The sequence below is a fragment of the Nordella sp. HKS 07 genome, assembly GCF_011046735.1.
Classification (GTDB): domain Bacteria; phylum Pseudomonadota; class Alphaproteobacteria; order Rhizobiales; family Aestuariivirgaceae; genus Taklimakanibacter.
This window is the reverse complement of record NZ_CP049258.1, coordinates 6,607,397-6,632,844: the sequence shown is the minus strand read 5'-3', so window position 1 is coordinate 6,632,844 and position 25,448 is coordinate 6,607,397. Positions and strand designations below refer to the sequence as shown.

The following is a 25,448-nucleotide window of genomic DNA, read 5'->3' as shown; positions in this document are numbered from 1 at the left end:
TCCGTGGCCCTCAATTTTTTCTACCGCCGAAGGTCCCTATTTCGGCATATAGCATTGCGAACTGAGCGAGGAGTTTGCTGTAAGCAACCTCCCGTATCGGCAGATGGAGTTCTGATCCATCCTCTAAGACAAAACGGATTTGCGTTGGTCGTCCGCCCGATGAAAGCGCCAAGCCTAAATAGCCTACAACAGCAGGCATCACGAGCGGACCATCGCCAGATTGTTGAACGCGCATTGCCATCGTTCTCTCATACTGGTGGCGACATTCGACCAGCAAAAAACCTACGCGGCAATATATCTTTCGATATCGAGCATTGAGCTGGCGCCCGTCTTGTCCAAGAACTCGGAGAAAGCCCCGAACGGCTTCAGCGCCTCTCGAATCCGCGCATTCATTTTGGGTCATCGGCATCCTGCTCTCCTTTGTTTGGGCCAGGGGAATTTGCGTTTCAATCCGTCGTTCTTCTTCGCGATATTGTCGGCCTTCTGCATGCGGAGCCGGTCCTCGGTGTGGGTCTTAATCCTGTAGCAGGATGGACACAGCACGGCGCAATTCTCGAGAGTGGGTTCGCCGCCGAGCCCGTCCGGCAGAATGTGATCGTATTCAGGACGCCGCCCGGCGAAGGGAAGGCCGCACTGCTCGCAGTTGTCGCCTGCGCGCGCCTTCGCGGCCTTCTTCACCGATAGCGAAAAACTCTCGCCTCACTTGACCAGCCTGGGGCCTGGTCTCTTGTAGGCGGCGAGCGACTCTTCGTATTTGTCCTCGGCAGCCTCAAGATCGCGGATCACCGAGTTGTAGGCGATGTCCAGATCGACCCGCTGCTCGACGGTGTAGCCGGACGAGTCCACAAGGCGCAGATCGTTGTAACGGGTGGCCAGCTCCTCGAAGCGCTGGCGCAGTCCGATCAATTGTTCCCTCGTCGTCAAGCTGCCTTCCTTTCCTTCATGAAGCCCAGCGGGTCGAAGCCGAACTGCTCGGCCAGGGCCTGCTGCGCCCGCTCGAAGTAGAGCTTGAACGTCGCCGCATCCATCGCGGTTAAGGCGGTGCTGTCGACCTTCGACTTGAAGCCGTAGGACAGCCCGTTTTTGTTCAGGATGAGGTCGATGACCTCGGCGACTTCCGCCAGATCCTCATAGGCATATGCGGTGCGATCGCCGGTGCGCCGGCTGTCGAACGCCGCCATACGGCCCTTCACGATCGGCTTGATCTCGGACTTGGCGCGGGCGATGGCCTCGTTGTATTCGCGCCTCGCCTCGGACGCCTCCCAGCGCTCCTGCAGCGCCATCAGGCGCTCGAGCGTCTCGATGCCGGCGCCGCGCTCGATGGCGCGGCTTATCATCGCCATGGGCGCCAGGACGGTGGCGGCCGCGACAGCGCGGGGCGCGGCGTCGATCGGCTGCAGCATACTCACTTCGGACATGAGGTCTCTCCCTGTTGAATGGTTGATTTCGGAAGGGCTGCGCGGAACACCGCCGTTCCCTTGTCATAAGCTTCGGCGTAGGACGCCCCCTCACACAACGCCGCACGGAAGGCTTGCAGGGTCGCTTCATCAGCCGCGCGAAGTGCGTCGGCTTTGGCGCGCCAGTCAGGATCCGGCTTGTGCAGGAGGTCGAGGGCCTTATGGCCTTCACAGGTGAAGGGCATCACGCGTCCTCCCACGCGGCGTCACGGTGTGCTGCCCCATAAATCAGCGCGGCGCATGCAGGCTGTAGCCGCAGGAGTGGAACGGAGAATGGCCTGTCGATCTTTCACCGCAACCGGCTGATATGCGTCTCGACGACGCTTGTCTTAGGATCGAAATGGAAGTCCCAGACGCGCTCAAGAAGCATGGTCCGCGTAAGCACACGGCCCTCATTCCGCATCAGCAGTTCCAGTAGCGAAAACTCGCGCGGCTGCAGGTCGATGGGCACTCCGCCACGGGTCACGGTACGCTTAACGATGTCAAATTCCAGGTCGGCAGTCTTGAGTATCGTTTTCTGTTCTTGCAACGGTGGGCGCCTGCCGAGCGCGTTAGCGCGTGCCAGCAGCTCGGTGAAGGCGAATGGCTTCACCAACTAATCATCTCCGCCTCCTTCGAGCCCGTCCCCCCGATCGTCAACCCCCCAATCGCCGTCAGAACGAGTACCGGAACCTTCACACCCGCGGCACGCACCGCCTTGACGAGCGATAATCCGTCCAAGTCCGTCAGCATGCGGTCGACGACGAAAACGTCGTAATCCTCGTGAGTTGCCTGCACCAAGGCGTGCTTGCCGCTGACGATAACATCGCACACATGGCCTGCCCCTACAAAGCCCTTCGCGACGTAGGCGGGCGGTCTTCTTGTCGTCCTCGATAGGTAGAATGCGCATGCGCACATCGAATGCACGAACACGCTGTTCGAGATCGACCGCGACCGCCTCACCTGCTCCTGCGGGACGGCTACGATGGATATTATGCTCAATCTCATTGCCCCGCGGCATGGTCGCAAAATGGCGATGCGTGCGGCGACACAGTATCAGCATGACCGCATTCGTGATGCCAGCGAACAGCAGCGCGGTGACCGGATCGAGGTTCTGGCACACCTTCCGAGCAAGCTTCGCCTGCGATCCAATTATGGAATCTCATATCGAAGATCCCTTGCCCATTGCCGATGTCGCTCTGTCCAAAAACATTGGTCACAGGCAGCTCGAAAGGTTATTTGCAAAGCAAACGCAAACAACGCCTCTTAGTTACTATATGGGGAGTTTCGCGATCGATGGCCCAACGGCTTCTTCGAAGAGGAACTCTTCTGATGTTCTACGGGTATGCGGTAGATCCTGCGGCTGTCTCTGCGGACTGGCAAACGTGCCGGTATCTCGCGGAGAAGCTCGGCTTCGACCGCGGGAGGCTTCGTTCGCTATTTCGCAAGGCGTGGCTTCCGCTGGCGATTGAGGCGGCCGATAACCTGCCCGATATGCAAAAGAAGAGAGTCATCGAAATGCTTAAGACGCTCAAGGACGAAGCGTCAATGCGCAGCGGCCAAAGCTACGATCCCGCGCTTTGGTGATTGGCTTACCAATGCCATGGCACAGAATGGCATCGAGCCCTTTAGGCCAACCATTATCGCGCCACAGTCGAGCATTGCCGCATCTACCGTCCATGGGGCCATTACCAGGACGTGGACATTTCCGAACGCTACCGAGTCAAGCGAATCGTGGTGAAGCAGGGTAGCAAGCTTCCACTGCAGAAGCACTTCCACCGTTCCGAACATTGGGTCGTGATCGAGACGGATGGGAACAAATGAGTGCTTGTGAGCCTGATCTTTTAGGGTTACCGTCCGGTCGGCGACAGAGGAACCACTTAAGATTGGAAAATCTGGAGGGTACCATGGCGCTTCGTGAGATTGACGGCGGGCCGAATTATTTTGCTCAATTCTCCAACTCGCTTCCGACCGATCCGAGCTTTTTCCCGATCAGTGCGTGGCTTGAGGGCGTCCAGACTCAGAACGACGTAGCTCTCGATAAGGCCGCGGGGCTCAACCTCTACACTGGCATTACCGCTAACAGCAATTTTTCGCTGGTTCAGAGCAACGGCATGTATGTCATTGCCCAGCAGGACGAATTGGGAACGAATCAGACCGTCATCAACAGTCCTGCAACCGCCGGCTGGCTGCTGTACGATGAGATCGACATGCAGCTGGGGCCGGGGCAGGGCTACACGATGCTGGATAACATCATTGCCTCGCTGCCGAACGACGGACGCTTCACTTACAACAACTTCGGCAAGGGCGTCCTATTCTGGGAAACGGATGCCGAAGCCGCACGGTTCGTCAACAGCGTAGATGTCGTGTCAGCGGACGCCTACTGGTTTACCGATCCGAATATTGACGCTGGATCAGAAGGCGGAAGTTTGCTCAATAACGGTCAGTCGCTAACGGTCGCGCAGACCCAGCTTGCGGCAAACTACGGCTATACCATCGACCGCTTGCGCGAATTGGATGCTACCGACGGCGTGATTCATCCTGTCTGGGGTTTCGTGGAGGTGGGTTGGCCGTGGACCGAGACGGCGGCGCAGGGGGCCCGGCAAATCCTGCCGGGCGAAATCAAGGCAGCGGTGTGGCACGAGATCATCGCCGGGGCGCGCGGCATCATCTATTTCAACCACAGCTTCGGCGGCCCGGAGCAAACCCAAAATGTCCTGCGCGATCCGTACTATGCCGCGCAACTTGCCGCCGTTACGCAAACCGATGCGTTGATCAAGCAGTTGGCGCCCGTTCTGAACTCGCCGTTCGATGACGGTTTTGTCACGGTCAACTCATCCGTGCGGGCAATGGCAAAATACTACGGTGGCGAGCATTATGTATTTGCTGGCAGCACGGTCAATGGTGCCGATACGGGTACGGACACCTTCACGCTAGCTGGCGTTACCAGCGGCACTGCCGTGGTTATCGGAGAAAACCGCACTATAGCTATTACGAACGGGCAGTTCTCCGACAACTTTGCCGACGGCAACGCGATCCACATTTATCAGATTAGCACGTCCGTCGGGGGAGTGCTTGCGGGCTCAATTTCGATCAACGACGTCACGATAAGCGAGGGCAACAGCGGGACGAAGGTGGCGACCTTCACGGTCACCCGCAGCGGCGGCACGGCGGCATTCGATGTGAACTACGCTACCTCCAACGGAAGCGCCACTGTTGCTGACGGCGACTATGTCGCGGCCTCCAACGTACTGCATTTCGGGGCCAACCAGAACACGCAGACGATTTCAGTCACGATCAACGGCGACACCAAGGTGGAGGGGGACGAAACCTTCAACGTCGGTCTGACTAATGCAACCAACGGCGCGACCATCAGTGACAATCAAGGTGTCGGCACCATCACCAATGATGATAGCACGTCAACCCCGAACGACGCGCCGACCGACATTCGGTGGAATGGCGTTGCACCGGGCATCTCGGCGCTACCGGCCGCGGGGGCCGTGATTGCCAATCTGGCTACGGCAGACCCCGACAGCTCATCCTGGACATACTCGCTGCAGCAAGGAAGCAGCGTGGGTTTTGCGGTGACCGCGGCGGGTGTCGTTACGCGCACGGGCTCAGCGATGGCCACGAACACGACCTATACGCTCATTGTGAGGTCGACGGATTCGTCGGGCGCCTTCCGAGACGAGACTTTCAATATCAGAACGAACGGGGATACCAGCACGAACCTCGCTGCTTTCGCCACCGCCAATGACGACATTGTCTATGGCGACGATGGTAATGACACACTGGCCGGCAGCGCCGGCAATGACACGCTGTTCGGTCAGGATGAGAACGATATGCTCGACGGCGGCGCCGGCGATGACCTGCTGAACGGCGGTGTCGGCGACTCGGACACGGCGAGCTACGCCAGTGCAAGTGGCGGGGTTACGGTATCCCTGGCTCTAGCCGGGCAGCAGAACACCATCGGCGCCGGCCTCGACACTCTCGTCAGCATGGAAAATCTCACGGGCAGCGGATTCGCCGATACGCTGACGGGTGACGGCAACGCCAACGTGCTGATCGGCGGGGGTGGCAACGACGCCGTGAATGGTGGCGGCGGGACCGACACGGCGGCCTTTGCCGGGGGTTTTGCGAATTACAGCTTCTCGCTGAATGGAAGTGGGAATGTCATCGTTATCGACACGAGGGCCGGCAGCCCGGATGGGGCTGACACGCTGAACAGCATTGAGCAGGTCCAGTTCAACGGCCAGACTCTCGCCTTGAGAGCTGGAACCAATACCGGGTCCACTATGACGTTCAATTCGGGCGCCGATCTGATGCTCGGCTTCCGCGGCAACGACACTCTGAACTCAGGCGACGGCGACGACGTGCTCATTGGCGGTGCCGGCAAAGACGCGCTGAACGGTGGCAACGGCAATGACACCGCTGCCTTCTCAGGTCCGATTGCGAACTACCGCTTCTCGTTGAATGGAGCCGGGAACCTAGTCGTTACCGACAACCGCTCCCGCAGCCCGGATGGGGCGGATACACTGACCGGCATTGAGATGGTGCAATTCGGCGCTCAGGGGCTGAATTTGCAGATCGGAAACAACAGTGGCAGTACCCACACCGGAGGAACTGGCGCTGATCTGCTGCTCGGCTTCGGCGGCAACGACACGCTCGACGGCGACGGCGGAGCCGACATTCTGTTTGGCGGTCTCGGCAACGATGTTTTCGACTTCAACGCTATCGGCGACTCGGGGGTCGGGGCAGCTTCGCGCGACGTCATTCTTGACTTTGTCAGTGGAGCGGATGACCTGAATTTCAACGCGATCGATGCGAATACCGCAGTTACTGGCAATCAGGACTTCACTCTGACCGCTGGTGGCGGGACAGGAGCCTTCACCGGCGCCGGGCAAATACGCCATGTCCAGATCGATACCGACGGGGACAGCGTACTGGACTCCACCTTGATCCAGGGCAACGTGAATTCCGGCCTAATCGCCGACTTCGAGATCCTGTTGCAGAACTACACCGGCCCTATCGCAGGAGGAGATTTCTTTTTCTAGTTGAAGGTGGAAAAGAACATGCGGTTCAAGGGTTGCCGCCTTTGTGCATGTTTTGGCTTTACCGGATATGCACGCCTTTCCGAGAGTTGCGGCTAGTGCATCGGGCGGTCAATTGGGCCCGTAGCCTGATGCTGCGAAGTAGTTAGAGCATTCTTCCGACGGTCGACTGATGCATTGAACGTCAGCCGGTGAGGAGGGAGCCGACGCCTTTACGACAAGCGGCAAACGCATTCCGGCGGACGTCCAAGGGCGTTCGAGATTTTGCTGAAATCATTGCGGCGACGTCGTCTGGCCTGACCGCGCGTGCAAATGCAGCGATGCCAGCGCCTGATAGTGGGGTGTCATCCCAATAGGACAAACACAGTGTCTCGCTCGAGACAAAGCGCTTGGCTACGTCGCCCGCCAGTTCATCCACATACACTCCATATAGTGTCGACTCGGAAAAATGCAGCTGTCGCGCTATGGCACTCGCCCAATGGCTCCCCGTGATCGACGACACTCGATCAAGCATCTGTCTGACAATTGCCGGGTTCCAGGCAACCAGAGAGGATATATAGTCGGCAAACGGCAGTGGTTTCTGATCCAACCCCAATAGATCGCGGGCTACTCTATGCCACGTTCCATGGCGCGGAAGCCGCGCGTCGATCGCTTCCGGAAGACGATAGAAACGAACGGTGCCGTCGCGCACGAACGCCTCGACCCCTGTGGGGCGCAGGAACTCGACGTCGGAATCTGCAAGAATGATGACGTCATCCTTCGACTCTGTTGCTACTGCAAGTTTGATCAGTTGCTGCATAATCCATCCCCGTATTGGCGGGAATGGGCGTGTCAAATTGACAGTGTAGTTACCGAATGGCATACGCACAAATGATGCTGGCAAACATTCGGCTCTGCAGCGAATATGCGTGCGCTGGTTGGAGAGCGCTCGAAAGATCTGAATATCACTCGGACGAACCACGATGTGATGTTCAACCGTGCTGGGGAAGAAATCCAAGATTGATCGGTTGAGATTGGCGCACAGGTCAAAGTCTGGCGCGAAACTGGGAGTCAGAATGGTCACTTGCGACACGGGCTTCCCCCCAGAAACTTGTTCAGGGAATAATACTCTACTCGAGTTGGAGACGGCATAGGAAGGTCAAACGGTCAGTTCGCGAGCAAAAAAGGAGTAAGAACATCGCTGAAACGCATCTGGTCGCCGTCCCATTTTATCTGGCATAATATCTTTAACCGCGCTGAATTCAATTTTGAGAATTGTCAGATGTAGCGGAAGAATATGAAGTTCACTGCGACCAGATTTCCCGATGTACACATAATTCGTCCCCTGTGAATTATCTCCAACTTATTGATTGATTTGATTGATCATTGAGGCTGTGGATTTCGATTTTGCAGGGAACTGGCGGCTTGGCGCCCCAGGATACGCGCCGGGTGATCGTCGACACGACGGTCGAGCCGAAGAACGTGACGTTCCCAACCGATGCCAAGTTCCTTCAGCGGGCGCGCGAGAGGTTGGTGCGGCTGGCCCGGAAGGTGGGTCTCGAGCTGCGCCAAAGCTACACGAGGGTGGGCAAGCTGGCGCTGATCAAGCATCAGCGCTACGCCCACGCCAAGCAGTTCAAGCGGGCCGGCAAGGCACTGCGCACGCTCAAGACCTATCTGGGGCGCACCATTCGCGACATTAGCCGGCAGATTGCTGGCGAAGACGAGCTCCAGAACATCTTCTGCAGGCGGCTTCACCTGGCCAACCGGATTATCGAGCAGCGGCAGAACCAGAACGCTGGTGATGTATGTTACGCACGTTCTAGAGCGGGTCTCTAGATTTCTTGGACCTCACAACTGAAGTCAACGCGATGTCACATCGAAGTCTGCCGAGATGTAAGTAAGTAGATCAACGAGAAAGTGCAAAGTCAAGAAGACCAAATCCTATGTTCTCGCGCTGTTCATACTACTTATTTGTTGGGTTCACGCGAAAAAGGTAAGTCAGATCAACTTCCCAAGTAACTGCTGGCAAGACTAGTCTACCTCATAAGGGCATACTCGCCTACACGATGGTCGGCCGCGTCGGTACACAGTCACGCAATGCGTATTGGAAGACTAAGGACGTCCAATGGAGGCGGAGCGTCTAAGAGTTCGAAAAGACAACTCGCTTTTGAGAAAACGTGAACCGATTCCGTTCACGCGAGAGTCCAACTATTCGACCCCTGTGCGACCGCCAGACAACGACGAACTGCCCGGAGAGAAAAAGGGACTTCCGTGGCCTGTCTTATTGTTTCTTGTAACATTGGTGGTTCCCTGGATCCTGCCTATCGGACCGCTACGGCTATCGGCATACCGGATCGTCCTGGTGGTGATGGTCTTGCCATGCCTCTTCATGTGGCTAACAGGAAAGGTGGGACGAATTAGGTTAACCGACATTGTAGTGTTGTCTTTTTGTGTATGGGTTTTTCTCAGCCTCATCATGGTCAATGGCCTTTCGAGTTCCATCGAGCCATCAGGAATAATGTTCATTGAAACGTTCGGCAGCTACCTGTTGGCGCGGTGTTACATTCGCGGGCCAGACGATTTCTACAATACGGTTCGAGCGTTGTTTTTGACTAATTTATTCCTTTTCCCGTTCTCGCTGATTGAGTTTGTCTTGGGCTACAACATTCTGCACGACATGTTTTCCGCGATCTTGCCTACATTCAACTATCCTCCCATGGCCGCCCGATTGGGTTTGAGCAGAGTGCAATCCGTCTTTGACCATCCGATTCTGTTTGGAATCTTCACCGGAAGCACGCTTGCCCTGGTCCATTTGGTTCTTGGTCATGGAGACAACATCGCGCGAAGGTTCACTAGAACTGCGATAGTTGGGACTTTAGCAATGATGTCATTGTCTGGCGGACCGATCCAGGCGCTGGCCGCTCAAGTATTTATAATAGCGTGGGACAGCGCGTTGAAGTTTCTCAAGAGCAGGTGGCAAATATTTCTCAGCCTATTGGCACTGGCAACAATAGCAACCGAAATTCTAGCTAAGAGATCGTTGCTCGAAATTATGATCGCGACCTTCACATTCGATCCCCTCTCATATTGGTTTCGCAGGCTGATATGGTCATATGGATGGGCGTCGGTCTTGAACCACCCATTCTTTGGCGTTGGGTTGGAAAGGTGGGAGCGTCCTGACTGGATGCCTCCGAGCATAGATAATATATGGCTCTACTACGCGGTCCACCACGGCTTGCCGGCTGCCGGCCTATTATTGCTCGCAGTTGCTTTTGCCATCTGGGCAGCTTGCTCGGCAAAAGCACTCGATTCTCGACTCTGCGCCTATCGAATGGGGTTCATCGCGACGTTAATGGCCTTCTTTCTTACCGGCTGGACAGTTCATTATTGGGGGGCTGCGCATTGCCTCTTTCTATTCCTGATGGGGAGTGGCGCGTGGATGCTTGAACGGAAGGCTAATACTGGAATTGAACTGAAGACTGATACCATCAAGAGAATTCCGAGCAGCCATCAGCGACCCTCACCGCATAGAAATGCGTTCACTCGGCGAATCTTGTCCGAGACCAAACTGCAGATATCGAGAAAGGAACTGCCAGTACTCAATCCGAAGGGGAAAGTAGCTGACCTGCTCCCCTGAAATGTCCCTGGTTTGAGGTTAGTCTGTTCTCTGGAAAGGAGGCGGACGATGAAGAAGAGCAGGTTCACCGACGAACGGATCATTTCGATCCTGAAAGAACATCCTGCAGGCGCGTCGCTGACGTTGGATCCTCTTCAGCGCAATCGATCCAGTCACACAGGTCGGTGGGCAGCTGAAGTACCGAGCATCGGAATTGTTTGACAGTGACTTTGAAGAACATTACGGCATGCTCTCGTCGAGTAACTAAAATGCGCATGCTCAACTCGCGGGACGTTCCGTCCACCATTGCGGCAATTTTACCTTGTGGGGTAATCGTTTGGCGCAGAACAATCCGTTGCTCTTCAGATGTAAATGGCGCTCGCCAAGTCGTGCCAAGGCGGCTTCGACAAGCCGCGGCTCGAGCAGGATGCGAGCCGTATCGCGATAGCGATCAAGCAGCTTTGCCATGCGCAAGAGCTCAAGCGCCGAATTCACGCTGCCGGGAGCGACAAACCGCAATTTAACCGTCAACTTACCAGGCTGGCCGACAATGCGCTTGTCCTTCACTTCGTCAAGCGCCCGCATGGTTGCGCGGGCAGCAGCGCTGCCACCCTCGAGCCCACGCTTGGTGATCTGTAAAAGGAAAGCTTCCGCTGCGGTGACGCACCGCTCGGCTCCGGCCTCGCGGACGGTTACCATTTGACCAAGAATCGCCTCATAGGGGGCTTGCCGATGACGGCCCTTTGGCCGACCGCGAGGATTGCCGCTCTGACCTTTCCGAAAACCCGTCGACCGTGGGGGATTGCGATAGCCGATCGTGGTGTCGTCAGGAAGGTCGTCCCGATCCTGCTCGGTCATCAATCCACACCCTCTGGCAGCTTAAGTGTTCCGTCATCATGCGTACAGCGACGGATCTCCTCGATATCTTTCTTTTTCAACGCCGTCGCACCGCGTCGGCGCCGGAGGGCGGCCTTGACCGCCCAGCTTTCCAGCCGAAGCGGCGGACGATTGTCTGCGTTGTGTGGGTGCAGCTCCGGCACCTCGCGGGCGATACCAAGCAGCACAAGGCCTGATCGGCTTCAACACTGCTATATCGTTTGGCTCCCAACCGACCGGGGAATGTCCCGAGGCTGTCCAGACATATTCGTTGCTCATTAAAGTCTTTTCAGCGAGTTCTAAAACACCTCTGGCGCATGTAACGCGATCAGCATCGTCTCAGACCAAGGCCACGACTATCGGGATCGAGACGACCGGTGGGCCAGCCACAACCTTGATCTGCCTAAGTGCACTGACGTTAACCATTATATCGATGTGCATATATCGTGCGATATATTGACGCGAATCAAAAACTGGACAAGCCTAAAGTTAGCGAAGTGGAAAGCATGATGACTACTTCTGGTAGGGATGATAATCGCGCGACCCCGCTGCAAGAGTCCGACGAGGGCTACGAAGTGGCACGCCGCGCGGTGCTGCAGAAGATCGCGCGCTTCGCTTACGCTGCGCCGGCGTTAGCCTTGCTGGCCCAGCCAAAGCGGGCGCAGGCGGAGTATGGCGGCGGCGGCCGCAATGACGGCGGCGGCGGCAATGACCGCGGCGGCGGATCTGGCGGCTAAGGTTTCGATACTTAAGGAGCAGTCCGCCCGGTTAGAGACGCGGAGCGGTCTTGCAAGATATGCACGGCTTTGTCGAGCAGTCTGACGGCATGCCTCAATCCTCTTTGCTCGTCCCCCGCGTCACGATCTTGATCATGTCGGCCGGCGCCGGCCGCTGGAGCTTTTAAGGCGCCCGCCGGACCGGTAGGCAATCCGTAGCCCGACGGGCTAGATGGCCATGTCGCACTTCATGGCCATCTTCATAATGCGGGTGCTTGTAAATGGTTCCGGGCGTCGAGTTGAGCGCGAAGCCAGTCGGTGCTTAGGGTTTGGGGGTAAGCTTGCCGACGGGCCCCGTGGTGGGAGCGCTGCAGGATTCAGGCCCGGCAACCTAGAATTTTGCACATCGCTCGCCGCGCGCCAATGTCATAATTAAACGCGCCTCTGAATAATCGGATGCTATGGAACCCATGCTCGCCCTCATCATGATTTGCGGAAACTTAATCTCCCCGCACTGCCAAGTCACGGTGGTTGAGACCACCCAATCCGCCTGTGCGCAGTGGCTGCTTGTTCTGGAGGAGAAAGAAGCCCGACCAGCTAGTGACATAAGGGTATACTGCTTTCCATTGCTCCCAGAAAAACACTAGTCATATCGTCCTCGCCGCGAAAGCGAACACTCGATTCTCCCGCTAATCCTCCTTGCTAGTCCCGTGCGCCACGATCTTGATCATGTCCGCCGGCGCCGGCCGCTGGAGCTCGAGCGTTTCTTCGACTGATCCATTCAGCCAGATGTACCAGGACTGTTCATCCGCCAAAATCACTGGAACTGCCTTGGGGTGGATCGGCTCGACGACCTCTGTCATCAGAAACGAATAGAGCAGGTGCTCTCCCTCGATCGGCGCTTTCTTTGTGCCTCGCGTGCCGGTCCACGGCCGCCAGATGCCGGCGAAAGCCATGGGCGGCCGATTGTCGTTCTTCGCAACCCACACCATGTCCTTTTTCTTCGGGATCGGATCGGGCTCCGGGGCATATTTGGAAAAACTGGTGAAGGGCACTAGCTATTAGGTTTTTCCTATTATCTGCTTGCCCCCCGAGCGTGACCTCAAGAGGGACGCACCCTCACACTAATCTCCGCAAGGGTGCCCAGCACGACAGCAAAGGTTATTTTGCAGGATGCCAAATGCCATTTGCCTACCCATTGTGAGTATGCAGCCTAGTACCTGTGACTTATTGATGCGATCAATCATCAGACAATATAATTATCAGACAATAAAGCCTAGAGATAGCGAAGGCAAAAGCAAGATGACTACCTCCGGCAGGGATGAAGATCGCACGACGCCGCAGCAAGAGTCCGGCGATGACCACGAAGCGTCACGCCGCGCGGTGCTGAAGAAGATCGGGCGCTTCGCTTACGCGGCGCCGGCGCTAGCCTTGCTAGCCCAGCCAAAGCGGGCGCAGGCGGAGTATGGCGGCGGCGGCGGCGGCAGTGACGGCCGCGGCGGATCTGGCGGCTAAGGTTTCGATACTTAAGGAGCGGTCGCCGTAGTTACCACGGCAACCTTTATTCTTGCACCGGGCATCCGCGGCGATCTGCTTCATGGTCGTCTCGAGCGGCCATTTCTTGAGCAACTCATCCACATCCATCAGCCGCTTATGGCCGCAGCCTAAGCACTCCAGCACCATGTTGAAATTAAAAAGCTTGACCTGCGCGAGCGTGACCTCATCCTGTGCGCATCTGATCTCGCGAGGGCGGCGTACTGCGGAAATCGCTTTCTGCGTGCAACCAGGATCACGCAGATGGCGATGACCGCCTCGCTTTCGGTCATGGGCTCCAGATGGGCCAGGGGATCGTCTAGCGGAGCATCATTCACGGCGGGAAAGCCGGACCAGCACACCGTCATCCTAAGTCGGTCTCCGTTCAAACAGGTGTATTCACCAGCCCTCCATGCCCAACGTGGCCTTTCTAATCATGTCGCGAAATTTCCACATCTCCCTGACGAACCAATTCGCTCTTTCCTCACTTGTAAGCGTTGCGGGAGACGATGGCGTTGCCTTCAGCTGTCCGAGGGCCGTCGATCCTTTTGGTTTTCCTCTGTGTGCGTAGTAAGGCACGGCGCACCCATTTCGTTTAGCACGTCGAGGCGATATGCTACCTTAGATACTTGAATCGTAAAAAGCTGGTTATCCCCATGAAACGGATGGCAAGCCTTATCGTCCTGTAGCCGGGCTTATGCTCCTGTTGCCGTCCTTAGTGGGCGTGGCAGCTTCATGTGGGCCTGCTCCCGACGCAAGCAGTGAGTTCCGGACCGCCTCGCTCGAGGAAGCTGGGCTGGACCCAACTATTCTATGCTCGCTCGACGAACGGCTGAATGCGCGTCCAGAAGCCAACGTACACGCGGTGGTCGTGTTGTGGAACGGTCGGCTTGTGTTTGAGACTTATCGGAAGGGGGACGGCTGGAAGTGGGGCACCCAGCTTCGCGAGGTCAGTTACTCGCCATCGAGGATCCACGACACGCGGTCAGTCAGCAAAAGCGTCGTCTCCTTGTTGCTAGGGGTCGCGCTGGACCGCAAGCTGATTGCATACGTCGATGAGCACGTCTTCACCTACTTTCCTGAATACGGAGATATCAAGACGCCCGAAAAGGATGTGATGACGCTCCGAGACTTATTGACCATGTCGGCCGGTCTCCGCGCGAACGAAGATGTGGATTGGTACAGTCCCATCGCGTGACGCACGTCGCCAATGTCGTCGCCGCCGGCGATTGGGTGGTTGCCATTTTTCCCCGCTTCTTTGAGCAGATTGCCGACTGGGCCATTCGCAGAACACAGCATTATACCATCCCGTCGACGATCAGCACACTCAGCCATGTGGCTCGTCGACCAAGTGCTCGATGGTGGTTCTTGAGGGCCGCCGTATCAGTTCAAATCGCGCCAATCACTCTTCCGATATGAGCATTGCTTTCACTCGCCGCTAAGGTCATGTGAACTGGGCGCGGCAAAGAAGGCGTTCGAGGCGGGCGGCGAAAAAGGCTCGCGTCTGGCTGCCGTATTGAGGGCCGTAAGTGTTCCTTTAGCCAGCAGGATACTTCACTGCTGGCGATCGGCAGCCTCAGCACGCCAACACCGTCGCCGGAGAACCGTGAGCCTGTTTTGATTCGCGATCTGGGCGATGTAGCGTTCGTCGCCAACGTCCCATGGTGACGCCCGCCATGATCGCGTGAGGCGGCGGAACCGCCGGCCAGGCCGCGCAGATGTGCGAGATCACCCTGAATGGGGCGTGATCGATGTCCGCTAAAGCCTCGATAGCGGTCATATTCCGCAGCGCAACAAAACGACGTGGTAGGCCAGAAGACCTGAGTACACCCTGCCACCGGCGGCGGTTTTGACGTTCGTCATTGCATCTGACTAACATAGCGGCCAGCATCGCTATTTAGGAGGCATAGTTCACTTCAAATAGGGATGGCGAAAATGGTGAATACCTGTCTGACCATCAATTTGTCAGTGGCTTTCGACGAGGCCGAGTTAAATGCCCTGGAATATCTGCGCTTAAGGAGACGCCTCGCCAGTCAAGCAGAAACCGTTAAGGAGCTCATACGGTGCGGCTTGCGAGAAGAGGCATTTGAGGCGTTTGATATTGTTGGTCCTCGATAAGGCAAAAACCTTGTGCAGCGCCGGCGCTTACCCCCCTTGAAATTTCGGCGTCGGCGCCTCAACACAAGAACCTTCCTTACGCTCCCTGCGACTTGAGCGACGGCACCTTGCTCCAGTGAATTGCCCGCTAATGGGATGGTCGGCCGTGCTCCTGCCCTGCCAGCGAGTGAAGCTGGCGAAGGGGCGCGAAATACGAGGAGCACGCCATGCCCGAGATAGCTCCTAGTGCGGTCGCCGTAGTCGGCATCGATATTGGTAAGGACCCCTTCCATATTGTCGGCCTCGATCGGCAGGGCGCAATTGTGCTGCGCCAGTGGTGGTCGCGTGGTCAGATGGAAGCCCGCCCAGGCCGTGCGCGCAATCTTGTTGGCGAGCGCGATCGCGGCCGTCTTTGGAAGCTTGAGTGTTGCGTTAGTTCCGACGGCTCACCGAACCAGCCACGGATGCACCTCCAGCGAGACTAACCAGCGGTATCACCGACAAGCCAAGCAATGGTAAATTGGAGGACGTGGCCGGTAGAAGAACCAGTCCGGCGGCAAAGCTGACCGCAAGGCAGAGCAGTGCCCCAGTGGACGGCCAGAGGCCGATGCACGCGACGGCTACGAGGACACCCACTATTGCAGCAGCGGCTGGAATCCGTGCATCCTCCTGATCGGACAATATTCGACACGGAACCTCCTGGTAACCCGCATCGGCAGCACGCTGGACGGATGAGCCGTCTACTCTTCCACGCATGTCCGCCGCGATCTCGGCCTTGGTCAGCGCAAACGAGTAAATACGGACGTCGTCTATGGAGCCCACGAACTCGAAGCCTGGATCGCCCCCACGCCCGACGTAGACTGCCGACCGGGAACTGTGTTGCTCACCTGTCACCGAGCCGAGCAAGAATCCGTTATCCAGTTTCCCGTTCAAATACACGTCGAGTGTACGCGCATCTGCGTCGTAGACGCCGGCCACGTGGTACCAGGTACCGAGAACCAGAGGAGTAGCTCCGTAACGAGCCATAAGGTCTCCGCAGGCACTCGTGAGTTTGAAGCCGATCGTGCGCGGGCCTCTATCAATAGTCGTATCCAACTGGTAGCCGAAGCCGCGGTGACGTTGTGACACAATCGCGGCGTCGTCATGGGGGAAGGCAGTTGAGTTTATCCACGCGCTGATTGTCATACTTCTGACGAGCCGAAGCGCGGAGGACTGACCGAAGTCGAGATAATCATTCTTGCCGTCGAGGCTGACGGCACCGCCTAGCACACCGCCCATTCGCCCCGGTTCGTTCTTGAACGTGCCGTGCAGGCCATGCCCAGAGGAATCCATCGCGATCCGGCCACTACCCTCGTCCAACTTCCAGTAGGCTTCGAGCGTCCCCGGAAGCCTCACGCCTCTAGCACTGGGGGCCTCGCCTGAGGTCGCCCATACACCGCCAGCCACGGCAAAAGCCAGCACGGCCGCAGCCAGCCCTCTCGGTCTGTTGACCTTCACCACAGGCGACCGAACCTCCCAGCGCTTACTGATTGCCACCCCGAGAATGGCTCCGATCACATTCGAAACAACATCGATAGCCGATGGGTCGCGGTGCACCATCATGAACTGGCTGGCTTCGGCAAATGTCGAGAGCAAGAATGCCGCTCCGACTGCCCGTAAGAAACCCAGTTCGGCGAGCACAATGCCGACGGGAAGGAACCCCGCAATGTTCTCTAGGACGTCATCGACCTCAACGCTGGAGCCCAGCGGTGCGATGCCCCACGGCCGCAACTCGATTGGAATCGCAGTTGCCGCCAAAACCAGTACAATGACCGGCCATTTCAGGGTGATTCCCTCTGCGGGGCGAGAACCGTTCCAATTCATGGGGATCCTAAATTCGCTACACGCACGTATCAGATTATAAGGTTCTACCGACCTGATCCAAGTCGCCGGCGACCTCATCGGCCCTGACGGAATGAAGGCCATCATCTACATTCTTGATCGAGCTCGTTTCGATCATATGGTGCCCACCGCATCCTTGGCGGCTTCTCGGGATAACAATCATCCATCAGATCGCCCACCGAGCCTGCAGGAAAGCTTGCTGGAGCGCCGGCTGATCACGGTGTCCATGTCATACCGGGAACGCTCAAGCGTCCCGGCGAATTTCGGATCAGTCTGACCGGCAGTAGCGAGACGATCGAAGCCATTCTGCCCGCCTTCGAGGCATTGGCCATGTCCTAGCGCCGATCTCGCTCAGGCACTGCGGCTTCTCGCCGCTGGGGTGCACTCGCTAACGCCGCCCGGACACCCCGAATGTCCGAGTCGGGTCATTTGCGACCGGATCGGGCCTTCACTAATACTGGCCATGTCCACTATCCCTCGAAAGCGGAATAATTCCTAACGGCTCCTCCGGCCCCTATGCTTCGCCATGGAGGGAAACCGCAACCATGGTGCGCACCGCCAATCATACGCCAGAATGACTCGAGGATTCGCAGCGCGAGTCAATGGCGGCGATATTGCGGTTCCACCACAGGGGAAGGGATCGGAGCTAATGCCCGCCAGCGCCAATCCTAGAGCCTTATGGCCTATCCCGTCACCGCAATTTGGGTTCTCGCCAGCCACGAGGACCTTCCTCTCAGTTGGATAGAACACCTCAACCCTGACGCCGGTTTCGCCAGTCTCGTGTCGGTTGTCGCCGCGAAGGTTGCCAATCCCGAAACCAAGGCCGCGCTTTTGACGACGGCGAAAGTGATCGACCAACACATCGAAAAGGGCATCGACAACACTGAGGCCGACCTCGTGGAGTTGTCCAACTTCCCCGACTTCGATGTAACGACTAGCGCCCGAACGCCATGACCCTCACCGTCACGCGGCCGACCGTGATCGTCTTGCCCGGCGCGCGCCAGACCCGCTGCGCAAACTCCTGCACGTTGAGTACCTTCTGGGCCCTCGGGATAGATGACCACTACTTGCGCGGCGCGGTGCCCATTCCAGTGGCGGATCATGATCGTATCGTGGAAATCTAGGCACGGGCCGAATTTACTTCTTAGGCATGGTAGGCGGGTCAATTGTAATGTACGGCGTTTTCGGTTCCTCATGAGAGGCTAGGGGAACCGGCTTACCAGCATCGCCAAGAGAGATGAGATATCGATAGAGAGAGCGAAGGTCGTCTTCCTTGATCGCACGCACGTTGTACCAAGGCATTGGAGGTAGAGTTTCGTGAAGATCGGCCATGTCTTGAACGAAACCATCTTCATCCCGGATAAATGCAAATAATCTGAGGTTGGGGGCATAGGCCACACCCAAACGACTCTGCCAACCAATCGACGCATCACCCTTCATTGCTTTGGTTGGATCAATCTTGCCTCCCGCCTCGCGATACCCTTGGGTATGGCAATCGTGGCAACCGCCAATGACGGAAATATAAAGTCCTTGCTCCACCGACACTTTTTCTTGCCCAGAGGCGGCGCCAGAAAGCGCTATCGCGGCTAAAACACTAAGCGTGTTACGCGCGGCTCTCGCAGCCATTGTCCTCGACCTTTACCTTGGTCAAAACCCGCTCTTTGCGGATCGCTTCTAGCGCCGGCTCAAGCTCGGCCTCGCGGTCCCCGTCTTTCTTGCCTGTCGCCATGGCCGCACTGTGCTCAAATCGACGCCGTCTGCCAAGCGGGTTATGCGCCCCAGGGTCCAATAGTCGCCGCCTGCTGATTGCCTATGCTGAAGTGTCCGCTCGACAAGCCCCAGGGCGGACGCCCGAACCTGACCCCGCTCTTGGCCCTCCCGCCAAGACGGGGTTTTCTGGTGGTAGCCCCAAGTCCAATATCCAGACGCCGCAATCGGAGATACGTTATGCCGTCCGCTCGGCAGGCGCGCATTACGACACACCTCAAGCTCATTCGTGACTTAAATCGTCGTTGACCGGGCCTCGTTCAGTTTTATGAAAGGGAAGCCTGTCATCTATACTTCTTCGCTCGGTGTTGAACGTGGGCGCTGCGGTTCCCCGATTTCGTGTGAAAACAAGAGCGAGCTCGCCGTGTATGCGTGTACTCTTGATGATCTGACGAAGGTGGTTCCGACCATGCATGTCAGGGCAGACGAACAATTACCGTGGATTGAAAATATGGGCCGTTTGCCGTGCTACGATGGCAAACGCGACATACCTGTGAGTATAGTCCCAAGGTGAAAAGCTGAACATGTAACCTTGCATCAAGATTGGGCACGGAATTGCCGGATCGGTCCTCATGAGCGACGTTGTCACGGATGCCTCGGCGGGCGGGCGGAGACGGGGTCTGATTGCCGTTATCACTAGCGTAACAATTGTCGGGATCATGATCAGCGCCGTGGCGCCACTGCTGTCGCTCAATCTTGAGCAACGCGGCGTTAGCGCAGGGTGGAACGGCCTATTGGCGGCCATGCCGCCTCTCGCCACTCTGATATTCGGCGTTTTCATGCCGATGGTTATCCGGCGCATTGGCGCGGCACCCTCCATCTATTTGGGCGCGGGCATCAGCGCAACGGCGTTGCTGCTGTTCCCTATGTTCCAGCAGCTCCCAGCCTGGTTCGCTCTCCGTTTTGTAATGGGAGTTGGAATGGGGATCGTCTGGGTGGTGAGCGAGGCGTGGGTCAACGCGCTTGCTCCAGAAAACAATCGCGGCGCAGTAATGGGCATCTACGTAACGGTGCTTTGTGTGGGGCTGGCCAGCGGGCCTCTTATTTTGGGGTTGATTGGAAGTGAGGGCGCTCTTCCCTTCGTTGCTACTGCGATCATCCTCGCCATAGCCTTGTTGCCGATCCCTCTCGCCAGCGGCAGCGGTGGTGCGCCTTCATTTCACGATCCGGAAATCATCCCGTTGACGAGCGCAATACGCCATGCGCCCGTGATCATGATTGCGGGTCTGTTGAATGGCGCGATCTGGACGACTCAGCTAGCGTTGCTGCCGGTTTACGGTGTTCGGGCCGGCTTGCCGGAAAGCCGAGCTTTGATCCTGCTCACCGCCTTCATATTCGGGAGTGCTGTATTTCAATTGCCAATCGGAAGGCTACTGGACAGATGGAGCGGACGCAGTGTGCTGGTTCTGTGCGGCGCGATTCAGTGCCTTGGAGCGATTGTACTGCCACTAGTTGTCCACGACAGCGTGCTCGTTTGGCTTTGGCTATTGATTTGGGGTGGATTTCTTGCAGGCCTCTACACGACGGAACTCACGATGATTGGCCGCAGCTTCGCGACAAAGGAGCTGCCGGGAGCAACCACCGTCTTCAACATGGCCTTCAATTTCGGCGCGCTTTCTGGTCCCGCACTTGCTGGAGTCGCAATGCAAATCTGGGATCCGCACGGGATGCTTGTGGTGATCGGGGCAGCAGGGGCTGGAGTCGCGATCATGTCTATGAGCTTCGCCGACGCCAAGCAGCCTGTTCGGTTGGATTGAGTGGCCGCAGTAGTTCGCGAGGAGCTGACACTCCTCAGGCGTCAGTATGGTATCACTCTGGAAGGCCCGCGCCGCGAAAACCTTCGGTATATCGTGCCCCATCGTCCGGCCGACGAAATGGCGGCATCGTGTTTCCAAGATTGGAGAGCCGAAGGCTTGGAAACAATTGCTGGAGGCGCACCCTGGCTTTCTGGGCCTCCGCAGTCCGCCCGGCCAACGCATTACTCGCTGCCGCCGTGCGTATAGCAGCCGCGAAAGTTGGTTGATCTCGTAAGGACCTATCCTCCCAAACGCCGGCATCATCATATCGGCCGGCGCAGAAATGACCAAGGGCTGTATAGTCTACCGGGATGACATGCGGCTCGGCGGCAATTCATAGTCTAATTCAGTTTCTAACACCTTCCTGCAAGGCGGGATCCACAACGCCTGAGTACTTCTCGATCCTTCTGTCAGCCAAATGAACCAAGCGTACCCAGTGGCGGTCGACGCTCTCTGATCAAGCCTGCCTTTGACCATAGGTACCCGTTCAACAAACTGAGCGAAAATTGCCGGAGGGGTCGGTTTGAATAGACGTTCGTATCGTCCGCGGCTTTCCATAAAAACGGTTCTGGCGAGGATTGCCACACCACGTCGAGCGACAGGTAAAGCGCGGGCCACGAATTCTTCTGCCAAATTGAACGGGGGATTGGTAATGACCCAGTCAAAGGAGCCGACTTCAAGCGGCATCTTCAAAAAGTCCGCGACGGTTCCGTAACCGTATGGATAGATATCCGATGCGGCTGTTTCCTTGAAGAACTCGCTCAACACCTTATCCATGTGACCAGCGCCACATGCCGGCTCGAGGCAGGTCATGGCACCCGTCGCCAAGGGAGCTTTCAGAACGTGCGTAAGCAACGCTCGGGTAGCCCAGGGAGGCGTCGGAAAGTCGTCGCGGCTATCCCTTGCCTCGGAACGCTGAGCCATAACCGCATGTGATGTATTTTGCATCTCGAGTCCCTACGAATGCCGTGCCGCCACCTCGGTCTCAGCAGTGGCCTTGTTGGGGTTCCGGCCTTGCGGATTTTACCATGTGGTTCATCTGTTGGCTCGGTCCTTCGGGTCAAATGTCGCGCCGGCACATCGCTGCGAGAATTCGGATTTGCCGCTTGGTCTCGGCATTTCGCTTTCGCTCCGCAATCGCCGCCTTGCTCCGCCGGCCGTGCTTCGTGCTCGCGCACCAGATGCGCTCGATACCTTGCGCTGTCCTTGGGCCGCTGGATTTGTCGCCGTGGATGCCAGTGGCCGCTCCGTATCGCTGACTGACGGCATAATTCTGGCCGCTTACGTCTCTTGGCGCCACAGCGCTTAATAGGCCACTGCATTTCGTGCCTGGAATCCATCTCAGGCGGCCAATCACAACTACATCGCTGCACGGACTCATGAAAGGCTACCCGTGCGTGGTTGCTGTCCAATCGTCTTCTAACAGGAGCCAGGTTGGCGCAATTTTCTCAAGGTGATCGATAAGCGCGTGCATGACCGGGCGGATGCATTCGCGGTAATAGTGTCTCGCTTCCTTGTGCATCCGGCCCAACATCGCCCGCGCCCCAGCCACTTTAGAACCCCCTGCAGAATAAATGGCACCGTATTCTCAGTCGACTTTGATGCTTTTGTGTCTCAGCCGGAGATATATTAACATAGGGTGCCCCGAGATTTCCATTAGCGAGTACCCACAAAACACTGTTGGGCGGGCCTCTGGCTGAGGCATTAGCTTGATGAACAAGCCCATGAAAGCGGACGGACGCGCAAATATTGAGCGATGGAAATTCGGTCCTGATTGGCCGGGACGCCGCTGTAGCGCGCGGACCCGATCTGGCAAACAATGTCAAAAACCGGCACTAAAGGGTAAAAAGCGATGCCAGCTCCACGGTGGTAAGAGCACCGGAGCGCCAACAGGCGCAAATAACGGCAACTGGAAGCATGGCCAATTCACGAAGGAAGTGCTGCAACGTCAGCATCGGGACAGAGCTGTTCTTCAGTTGCTGAGGACGATGTGGCCGCTGATAGCGAAACTGCAAGGCGGCACAGCGACGACTGCGGACGTTAGGAATTTGAGGCGCCTGGAGGCTATCTTCGACAACTATGAGTAACGAATAGCGACTATCGCGAATTCTTGCGTATTGTGACGCAGTTTTGATACCGCCGCGGGAGCCCTTCCTCACTTCCAGAAATGATTACCTGGCTTCAGGAAGGCTAGAGAACCGGACGCTCACTTTTGAGTCCATATCCAGCGGCGGTGGCCTCCGGGTGAGCCTCTGGCTTGTTGGGCAATGGGAATATATCATGCCGCTAGCCAATGGCGGCGACGACACAATCGAGAACGTTGTGTGTTTATGTCCACCACATCATCGGTAAATCCACTTAGGGCTCAAAGCTGCGGAACTGACTGTTCAACTACAGGCCATCAGGCGACTTTGAGAGCGCTTTAAGCGCCCCCGTTTGATTGCAGTAATGCTACCGTCGCTGAAGCTGGATGCCCATTCCACCATACGGGAGTGGAAGAACACCAATGATAAACAACGAAGACTTGCATTTCACCCTACCGCGTAATTCCCGGGTTAACTGCTGAATTGTGATCTCGGACATCTAATCCGTGGCAACCTGAGCACCTGAACCTGGGTGGATGGACTGAGGGAGACCCGCTTTGCCGCAGTTGTAGTCGGGTTATAGGCAAAGCTTCGCCTGTTTCGACGAAGCTTCGAGACTTCGTCGAAACAGGCGAAGCTTGGTCATCAGGCTACTGCCTGAACCTCGGAGCCATGTCTTCGGTCGACCTTTCACCTTAGCAAAACCCTATCACGGGGAGGCCGGGGTCAGGCTGTCGGCCTTTCTTTGCTGCTTCATGCCTTGCGGCATCTGACGCGGGACCATCAGGACGCAAAAGTGGCTACACCCTGACTGCCCGAAGGTTGGCGCGAGCCAGAGCCCTCTCCTGCCTCTCTTCGCCGCCTTCGAGGCTTAAGTGAATAAAGGCTTCTCTCTTCGCTGGTGCCCTCCAGCTTGTTTCCGGTAGTCCTCAATTATCCGCTGATCAAAGTCGGATGAGGGCCGGCACCCATAGGGGGCGGGCTATGAAATACGCACGCTTGCTGAAGGTGATTGAGCCATATCACGGCTCCTTACCCATTCAGTGATTTCAGATTGATGCCAGCCCACAATATTGGGGCCCAGCTTCCGACGCCGTGGGAAGAGACCGGACTGCTCCCATCGCCATAGTGTCGAGGCTGACACGCCAATGGCCTTCAGAACTTGGGGCAGACGGAGAAAAGCGTGATCGCCTGCCGACATCATTCCCGTTTGAATGTTCATGGCAACAATCTAAGTTCATCAGTCATGCATTGCAAGCCGTTGCCAAAGGGCACCCTGCCACGAATAAGTGTCGAACATGACGCTCTTTTACCTTAAACGACGCTTGATTGCGCTTTGTCTACAAAAGCAACTTTATTGCTTTTTTCAGGGCATCGTGATCGAGAAAGGATGTCAGACTTTCGCGTGGCTGAATTTATCCGGTGGCCGACTTTGCCAGCTCGATGATGTTGCCATTCTGCTCACCGCCAAGCCGTTCGACGAGACTACCATACGCAGTCATTGCAGACTTCCGATCGGCTAGATATTCGCCTCGCTGATAGACCGCCGCCACCCCCCGGACCGCACCGGACACGTGATTGAGGATGCGATCCACCACAACCGGGCTCACAGACAGGCTTTCGGTCAAGATAGTGGCAAAGGTTCTCCGCAGGTCATGCAGGGTCCATCCGCTCAATCCACTGGCTGTATCCAAGCGGCGCTTCATCTTGCTGAATCCGCTGACAGGCGTTTCTCCCGTCGTGCTGAACAAGAACGGACAGTCGTTTAAACGTGGCAGCGCAGCAAGCACCTCAAGCGCCGACGAGGATAAATGCACCACATGCGGCCTTCCGTTCTTTGTTCGGTTCGCGGGAAGATTCCATATGGCACCGTCCCGATCGATCTCCCTCCATTCGGCACCAGCAACCTCTTCGAGACGTTGACCCGTCACGATGAGCAACTGCAGCATCGGGCCGAAAGGATAGGCCATGCCCTGAGCTACCTTCCACACTGATTGCAGCTCCTCAAGCTTGAGGACCCGATCCCGGCTCTTTTCCCTTGTGGGCGCTTTGATGCCTGCTGTTGGCGACATCGCGATCAAGTCTCGCGATACACACCAGTTGAACATCCGCCGGAGATAGGCGAGGACGCGATTGGCTTGGACGGCGGCACCGCTTCCGACAATCCTGTCGAGCACACGGCTGACATCTCCACGCCTTATCTCCGTTATGTCGCGGTTGCGCCAATATGGCAGAACATGCAGTTTTAAAGCCCTCTCCACGTCCTGCCGAGACCTGTTCTTCGCTTGATCTCCCGCCAGCCAGCTCTTCATGACCTCAACAAAGCAGAGGCTGTCCGCCTTCACCGGCACATTACCCTGGGAGAGGCTGGCAAGCACCGGTGCTGCCAGCTGGCGAGCCTTTGCCAGTGGCACCTCGGGGTATCTGCCGAGTGAGACGCGGATCATCCGCCCTTTCGCCCGCCGCATGGCAAACCAAGTCTTGAGACCGGAAGGAGCAACGCGGAGCCCCAGCCCTCGCATGCCAGCATCGAACACATCATACCGCTCCGCAGCCGGTTTCAGGCTACGGAGACGAGCGTCATTTAGGGCCTTTTCATTCAGTCTCGGCATA

At 57.1% G+C, this 25,448-nt stretch carries 25 protein-coding genes and 4 pseudogenes; 13 read left to right on the top strand and 16 right to left on the bottom strand.

All coding sequences use genetic code 11. The features are described 5' to 3' along the window. Window positions 1–10: 10 nt before the first annotated feature. The 6 genes and pseudogenes from G5V57_RS31430 to G5V57_RS31405 all read right to left on the bottom strand — a co-directional run bounded on the left by G5V57_RS31430 (window position 11) and on the right by G5V57_RS31405 (window position 2,346). Window positions 11–409, bottom strand: coding sequence for a hypothetical protein (locus G5V57_RS31430; RefSeq protein WP_165172793.1), 399 nt, complete (start codon window positions 407–409; stop codon window positions 11–13). Next, window positions 400–678 (bottom strand): HNH endonuclease, encoded by a 279-nt coding sequence (locus tag G5V57_RS35475; protein ID WP_165172792.1) that lies wholly within the window; start codon window positions 676–678, stop codon window positions 400–402. The genes G5V57_RS31430 and G5V57_RS35475 overlap by 10 nt, the downstream gene beginning before the upstream one ends. A 21-nt stretch (window positions 679–699) precedes the next feature. After that, complete coding sequence (locus tag G5V57_RS31420; protein ID WP_165172791.1) at window positions 700–924, bottom strand: hypothetical protein; 225 nt, start codon at window positions 922–924, stop codon at window positions 700–702. Further along, window positions 921–1,418, bottom strand: a complete 498-nt coding sequence (locus tag G5V57_RS31415) for a hypothetical protein (RefSeq protein ID WP_165172789.1) — start codon at window positions 1,416–1,418, stop codon at window positions 921–923. Before G5V57_RS31415 ends, G5V57_RS31420 begins: the two co-directional genes overlap by 4 nt. Continuing rightward, window positions 1,406–1,645, bottom strand: a complete 240-nt coding sequence (locus G5V57_RS31410; protein ID WP_165172787.1) for a hypothetical protein — start codon at window positions 1,643–1,645, stop codon at window positions 1,406–1,408. Before G5V57_RS31410 ends, G5V57_RS31415 begins: the two co-directional genes overlap by 13 nt. 40 nt (window positions 1,646–1,685) lie before the next feature. Beyond that, window positions 1,686–2,346 (bottom strand): annotated as a pseudogene (locus tag G5V57_RS31405) (response regulator transcription factor). A gap of 422 nt (window positions 2,347–2,768) precedes the next feature. Between G5V57_RS31405 and G5V57_RS31400 the strand changes: the two are divergent. The 3 genes and pseudogenes from G5V57_RS31400 to G5V57_RS31390 all read left to right on the top strand — a co-directional run bounded on the left by G5V57_RS31400 (window position 2,769) and on the right by G5V57_RS31390 (window position 6,490). Continuing rightward, window positions 2,769–3,023, top strand: a complete 255-nt coding sequence (locus G5V57_RS31400) for a hypothetical protein (RefSeq protein WP_165172785.1) — start codon at window positions 2,769–2,771, stop codon at window positions 3,021–3,023. Window positions 3,024–3,089: 66 nt separating this feature from the next. Next, window positions 3,090–3,239, top strand: a pseudogene (gene cpsB / locus G5V57_RS31395) (mannose-1-phosphate guanylyltransferase/mannose-6-phosphate isomerase); the annotation flags it as partial. A 104-nt stretch (window positions 3,240–3,343) separates the two neighbouring features. Continuing rightward, on the top strand, window positions 3,344–6,490 hold the full coding sequence (locus G5V57_RS31390) for a Calx-beta domain-containing protein (RefSeq protein WP_165172783.1): 3,147 nt from the start codon (window positions 3,344–3,346) through the stop codon (window positions 6,488–6,490). A gap of 181 nt (window positions 6,491–6,671) precedes the next feature. Here the strand turns inward: G5V57_RS31390 and G5V57_RS31385 are convergent, their stop codons facing one another. Continuing rightward, a complete protein-coding gene (locus G5V57_RS31385; RefSeq protein WP_165172781.1) occupies window positions 6,672–7,559 on the bottom strand; it encodes a DUF6492 family protein in 888 nt (295 codons plus the stop codon). Between the two features lie 305 nt (window positions 7,560–7,864). Here G5V57_RS31385 and G5V57_RS31380 point away from each other — a divergent pair. The 3 genes and pseudogenes from G5V57_RS31380 to G5V57_RS31370 form a co-directional block, all read left to right on the top strand. Continuing rightward, window positions 7,865–8,260, top strand: a pseudogene (locus tag G5V57_RS31380) (IS5/IS1182 family transposase); the annotation flags it as partial. A 334-nt stretch (window positions 8,261–8,594) separates the two neighbouring features. Next, window positions 8,595–10,106 (top strand): O-antigen ligase, encoded by a 1,512-nt coding sequence (locus tag G5V57_RS31375; protein WP_165172779.1) that lies wholly within the window; start codon window positions 8,595–8,597, stop codon window positions 10,104–10,106. A gap of 48 nt (window positions 10,107–10,154) precedes the next feature. Continuing rightward, on the top strand, window positions 10,155–10,307 hold the full coding sequence (locus tag G5V57_RS31370; RefSeq protein WP_165172777.1) for a hypothetical protein: 153 nt from the start codon (window positions 10,155–10,157) through the stop codon (window positions 10,305–10,307). 57 nt (window positions 10,308–10,364) lie between these two features. Here G5V57_RS31370 and G5V57_RS31365 read toward each other — a convergent pair whose 3' ends face one another. Together G5V57_RS31365 and G5V57_RS31360 are read right to left on the bottom strand one after the other, a co-directional pair. After that, the gene (locus G5V57_RS31365; RefSeq protein ID WP_165172775.1) at window positions 10,365–10,943 is read right to left on the bottom strand and encodes a DUF5681 domain-containing protein; all 579 of its coding nucleotides are present in this window, start codon (window positions 10,941–10,943) and stop codon (window positions 10,365–10,367) included. Beyond that, on the bottom strand, window positions 10,943–11,149 hold the full coding sequence (locus G5V57_RS31360) for a hypothetical protein (protein ID WP_165172773.1): 207 nt from the start codon (window positions 11,147–11,149) through the stop codon (window positions 10,943–10,945). The genes G5V57_RS31365 and G5V57_RS31360 overlap by 1 nt, the downstream gene beginning before the upstream one ends. Before the next feature lie 318 nt (window positions 11,150–11,467). Here G5V57_RS31360 and G5V57_RS31355 point away from each other — a divergent pair, with 318 nt between their 5' ends. Beyond that, window positions 11,468–11,698 carry a hypothetical protein gene (locus tag G5V57_RS31355; protein ID WP_165165512.1) on the top strand — a complete coding sequence of 77 codons (231 nt, stop codon included), beginning with the start codon at window positions 11,468–11,470 and terminating at the stop codon, window positions 11,696–11,698. Between the two features lie 668 nt (window positions 11,699–12,366). On the opposite strand, the gene G5V57_RS31350 is transcribed toward G5V57_RS31355, so the two are convergent. After that, window positions 12,367–12,669 (bottom strand): SOS response-associated peptidase family protein, encoded by a 303-nt coding sequence (locus tag G5V57_RS31350; RefSeq protein WP_165172771.1) that lies wholly within the window; start codon window positions 12,667–12,669, stop codon window positions 12,367–12,369. Window positions 12,670–12,979: 310 nt separating this feature from the next. On the opposite strand from G5V57_RS31350, the gene G5V57_RS31345 reads away from it, so the two are divergent. From G5V57_RS31345 to G5V57_RS34680, 3 genes and pseudogenes are all read left to right on the top strand, one after another. Then, window positions 12,980–13,192 carry a hypothetical protein gene (locus G5V57_RS31345; protein ID WP_165172769.1) on the top strand — a complete coding sequence of 71 codons (213 nt, stop codon included), beginning with the start codon at window positions 12,980–12,982 and terminating at the stop codon, window positions 13,190–13,192. 715 nt (window positions 13,193–13,907) lie between these two features. Beyond that, window positions 13,908–14,408, top strand: a complete 501-nt coding sequence (locus G5V57_RS31340) for a serine hydrolase (protein WP_165172767.1) — start codon at window positions 13,908–13,910, stop codon at window positions 14,406–14,408. Between the two features lie 1,126 nt (window positions 14,409–15,534). After that, window positions 15,535–15,672, top strand: a pseudogene (locus tag G5V57_RS34680) (IS110 family transposase); the annotation flags it as partial. Between the two features lie 67 nt (window positions 15,673–15,739). On the opposite strand, the gene G5V57_RS31335 reads toward G5V57_RS34680, so the two are convergent. Further along, window positions 15,740–17,170 (bottom strand): LamG-like jellyroll fold domain-containing protein, encoded by a 1,431-nt coding sequence (locus tag G5V57_RS31335; RefSeq protein ID WP_165172765.1) that lies wholly within the window; start codon window positions 17,168–17,170, stop codon window positions 15,740–15,742. 696 nt (window positions 17,171–17,866) lie between these two features. On the opposite strand from G5V57_RS31335, the gene G5V57_RS31330 reads away from it, so the two are divergent. After that, window positions 17,867–18,142 carry a hypothetical protein gene (locus G5V57_RS31330; RefSeq protein WP_165172763.1) on the top strand — a complete coding sequence of 92 codons (276 nt, stop codon included), beginning with the start codon at window positions 17,867–17,869 and terminating at the stop codon, window positions 18,140–18,142. A gap of 183 nt (window positions 18,143–18,325) precedes the next feature. Here the strand turns inward: G5V57_RS31330 and G5V57_RS31325 are convergent, their stop codons facing one another. Then, window positions 18,326–18,814, bottom strand: a complete 489-nt coding sequence (locus G5V57_RS31325) for a cytochrome C (protein WP_165172761.1) — start codon at window positions 18,812–18,814, stop codon at window positions 18,326–18,328. Beyond that, a complete protein-coding gene (locus tag G5V57_RS34970) occupies window positions 18,792–18,917 on the bottom strand; it encodes a hypothetical protein (protein ID WP_256378627.1) in 126 nt (41 codons plus the stop codon). Before G5V57_RS34970 ends, G5V57_RS31325 begins: the two co-directional genes overlap by 23 nt. Window positions 18,918–19,527: 610 nt before the next feature. Between G5V57_RS34970 and G5V57_RS31320 the strand changes: the two genes are divergently transcribed. Next, a complete protein-coding gene (locus G5V57_RS31320; protein ID WP_256378626.1) occupies window positions 19,528–20,712 on the top strand; it encodes an MFS transporter in 1,185 nt (394 codons plus the stop codon). A 342-nt stretch (window positions 20,713–21,054) separates the two neighbouring features. On the opposite strand, the gene G5V57_RS31315 is transcribed toward G5V57_RS31320, so the two are convergent. Next, window positions 21,055–21,528: a class I SAM-dependent methyltransferase gene (locus tag G5V57_RS31315; protein WP_246737436.1), complete on the bottom strand. Its 474-nt coding sequence runs from the start codon at window positions 21,526–21,528 to the stop codon at window positions 21,055–21,057. A gap of 935 nt (window positions 21,529–22,463) precedes the next feature. Between G5V57_RS31315 and G5V57_RS35005 the strand changes: the two genes are divergently transcribed. Continuing rightward, complete coding sequence (locus G5V57_RS35005; protein WP_371744691.1) at window positions 22,464–22,838, top strand: HGGxSTG domain-containing protein; 375 nt, start codon at window positions 22,464–22,466, stop codon at window positions 22,836–22,838. Between the two features lie 979 nt (window positions 22,839–23,817). Here G5V57_RS35005 and G5V57_RS35470 read toward each other — a convergent pair. Further along, the gene (locus tag G5V57_RS35470) at window positions 23,818–24,036 is read right to left on the bottom strand and encodes an AlpA family transcriptional regulator (protein ID WP_165174347.1); all 219 of its coding nucleotides are present in this window, start codon (window positions 24,034–24,036) and stop codon (window positions 23,818–23,820) included. Between the two features lie 214 nt (window positions 24,037–24,250). Then, on the bottom strand, window positions 24,251–25,447 hold the full coding sequence (locus G5V57_RS31305) for a site-specific integrase (protein WP_165172755.1): 1,197 nt from the start codon (window positions 25,445–25,447) through the stop codon (window positions 24,251–24,253). Between the last annotated feature and the right edge of the window lies 1 nt (window position 25,448).

What these genes read in the sequence shown, in the direction of transcription:
- G5V57_RS31430 (WP_165172793.1), bottom strand. Translation starts at nt 409, where the DNA reads ATGCCGATGACCCAAAATGAATGCGCGGATTCGAGAGGCGCTGAAGCC.
- G5V57_RS31415 (WP_165172789.1), bottom strand. Translation starts at nt 1,418, where the DNA reads ATGTCCGAAGTGAGTATGCTGCAGCCGATCGACGCCGCGCCCCGCGCT.
- G5V57_RS31400 (WP_165172785.1), top strand. Translation starts at nt 2,769, where the DNA reads ATGTTCTACGGGTATGCGGTAGATCCTGCGGCTGTCTCTGCGGACTGG.
- G5V57_RS31390 (WP_165172783.1), top strand. Translation starts at nt 3,344, where the DNA reads ATGGCGCTTCGTGAGATTGACGGCGGGCCGAATTATTTTGCTCAATTC.
- G5V57_RS31375 (WP_165172779.1), top strand. Translation starts at nt 8,595, where the DNA reads ATGGAGGCGGAGCGTCTAAGAGTTCGAAAAGACAACTCGCTTTTGAGA.
- G5V57_RS31370 (WP_165172777.1), top strand. Translation starts at nt 10,155, where the DNA reads ATGAAGAAGAGCAGGTTCACCGACGAACGGATCATTTCGATCCTGAAA.
- G5V57_RS31365 (WP_165172775.1), bottom strand. Translation starts at nt 10,943, where the DNA reads ATGACCGAGCAGGATCGGGACGACCTTCCTGACGACACCACGATCGGC.
- G5V57_RS31355 (WP_165165512.1), top strand. Translation starts at nt 11,468, where the DNA reads ATGATGACTACTTCTGGTAGGGATGATAATCGCGCGACCCCGCTGCAA.
- G5V57_RS31350 (WP_165172771.1), bottom strand. Translation starts at nt 12,669, where the DNA reads ATGGTGTGGGTTGCGAAGAACGACAATCGGCCGCCCATGGCTTTCGCC.
- G5V57_RS31345 (WP_165172769.1), top strand. Translation starts at nt 12,980, where the DNA reads ATGACTACCTCCGGCAGGGATGAAGATCGCACGACGCCGCAGCAAGAG.
- G5V57_RS31340 (WP_165172767.1), top strand. Translation starts at nt 13,908, where the DNA reads ATGCTCCTGTTGCCGTCCTTAGTGGGCGTGGCAGCTTCATGTGGGCCT.
- G5V57_RS31335 (WP_165172765.1), bottom strand. Translation starts at nt 17,170, where the DNA reads ATGAATTGGAACGGTTCTCGCCCCGCAGAGGGAATCACCCTGAAATGG.
- G5V57_RS31330 (WP_165172763.1), top strand. Translation starts at nt 17,867, where the DNA reads ATGGCCTATCCCGTCACCGCAATTTGGGTTCTCGCCAGCCACGAGGAC.
- G5V57_RS31325 (WP_165172761.1), bottom strand. Translation starts at nt 18,814, where the DNA reads ATGGCTGCGAGAGCCGCGCGTAACACGCTTAGTGTTTTAGCCGCGATA.
- G5V57_RS34970 (WP_256378627.1), bottom strand. Translation starts at nt 18,917, where the DNA reads ATGGCGACAGGCAAGAAAGACGGGGACCGCGAGGCCGAGCTTGAGCCG.
- G5V57_RS31320 (WP_256378626.1), top strand. Translation starts at nt 19,528, where the DNA reads ATGAGCGACGTTGTCACGGATGCCTCGGCGGGCGGGCGGAGACGGGGT.
- G5V57_RS31315 (WP_246737436.1), bottom strand. Translation starts at nt 21,528, where the DNA reads ATGGATAAGGTGTTGAGCGAGTTCTTCAAGGAAACAGCCGCATCGGAT.
- G5V57_RS35005 (WP_371744691.1), top strand. Translation starts at nt 22,464, where the DNA reads ATGAACAAGCCCATGAAAGCGGACGGACGCGCAAATATTGAGCGATGG.
- G5V57_RS35470 (WP_165174347.1), bottom strand. Translation starts at nt 24,036, where the DNA reads ATGTCGGCAGGCGATCACGCTTTTCTCCGTCTGCCCCAAGTTCTGAAG.
- G5V57_RS31305 (WP_165172755.1), bottom strand. Translation starts at nt 25,447, where the DNA reads ATGCCGAGACTGAATGAAAAGGCCCTAAATGACGCTCGTCTCCGTAGC.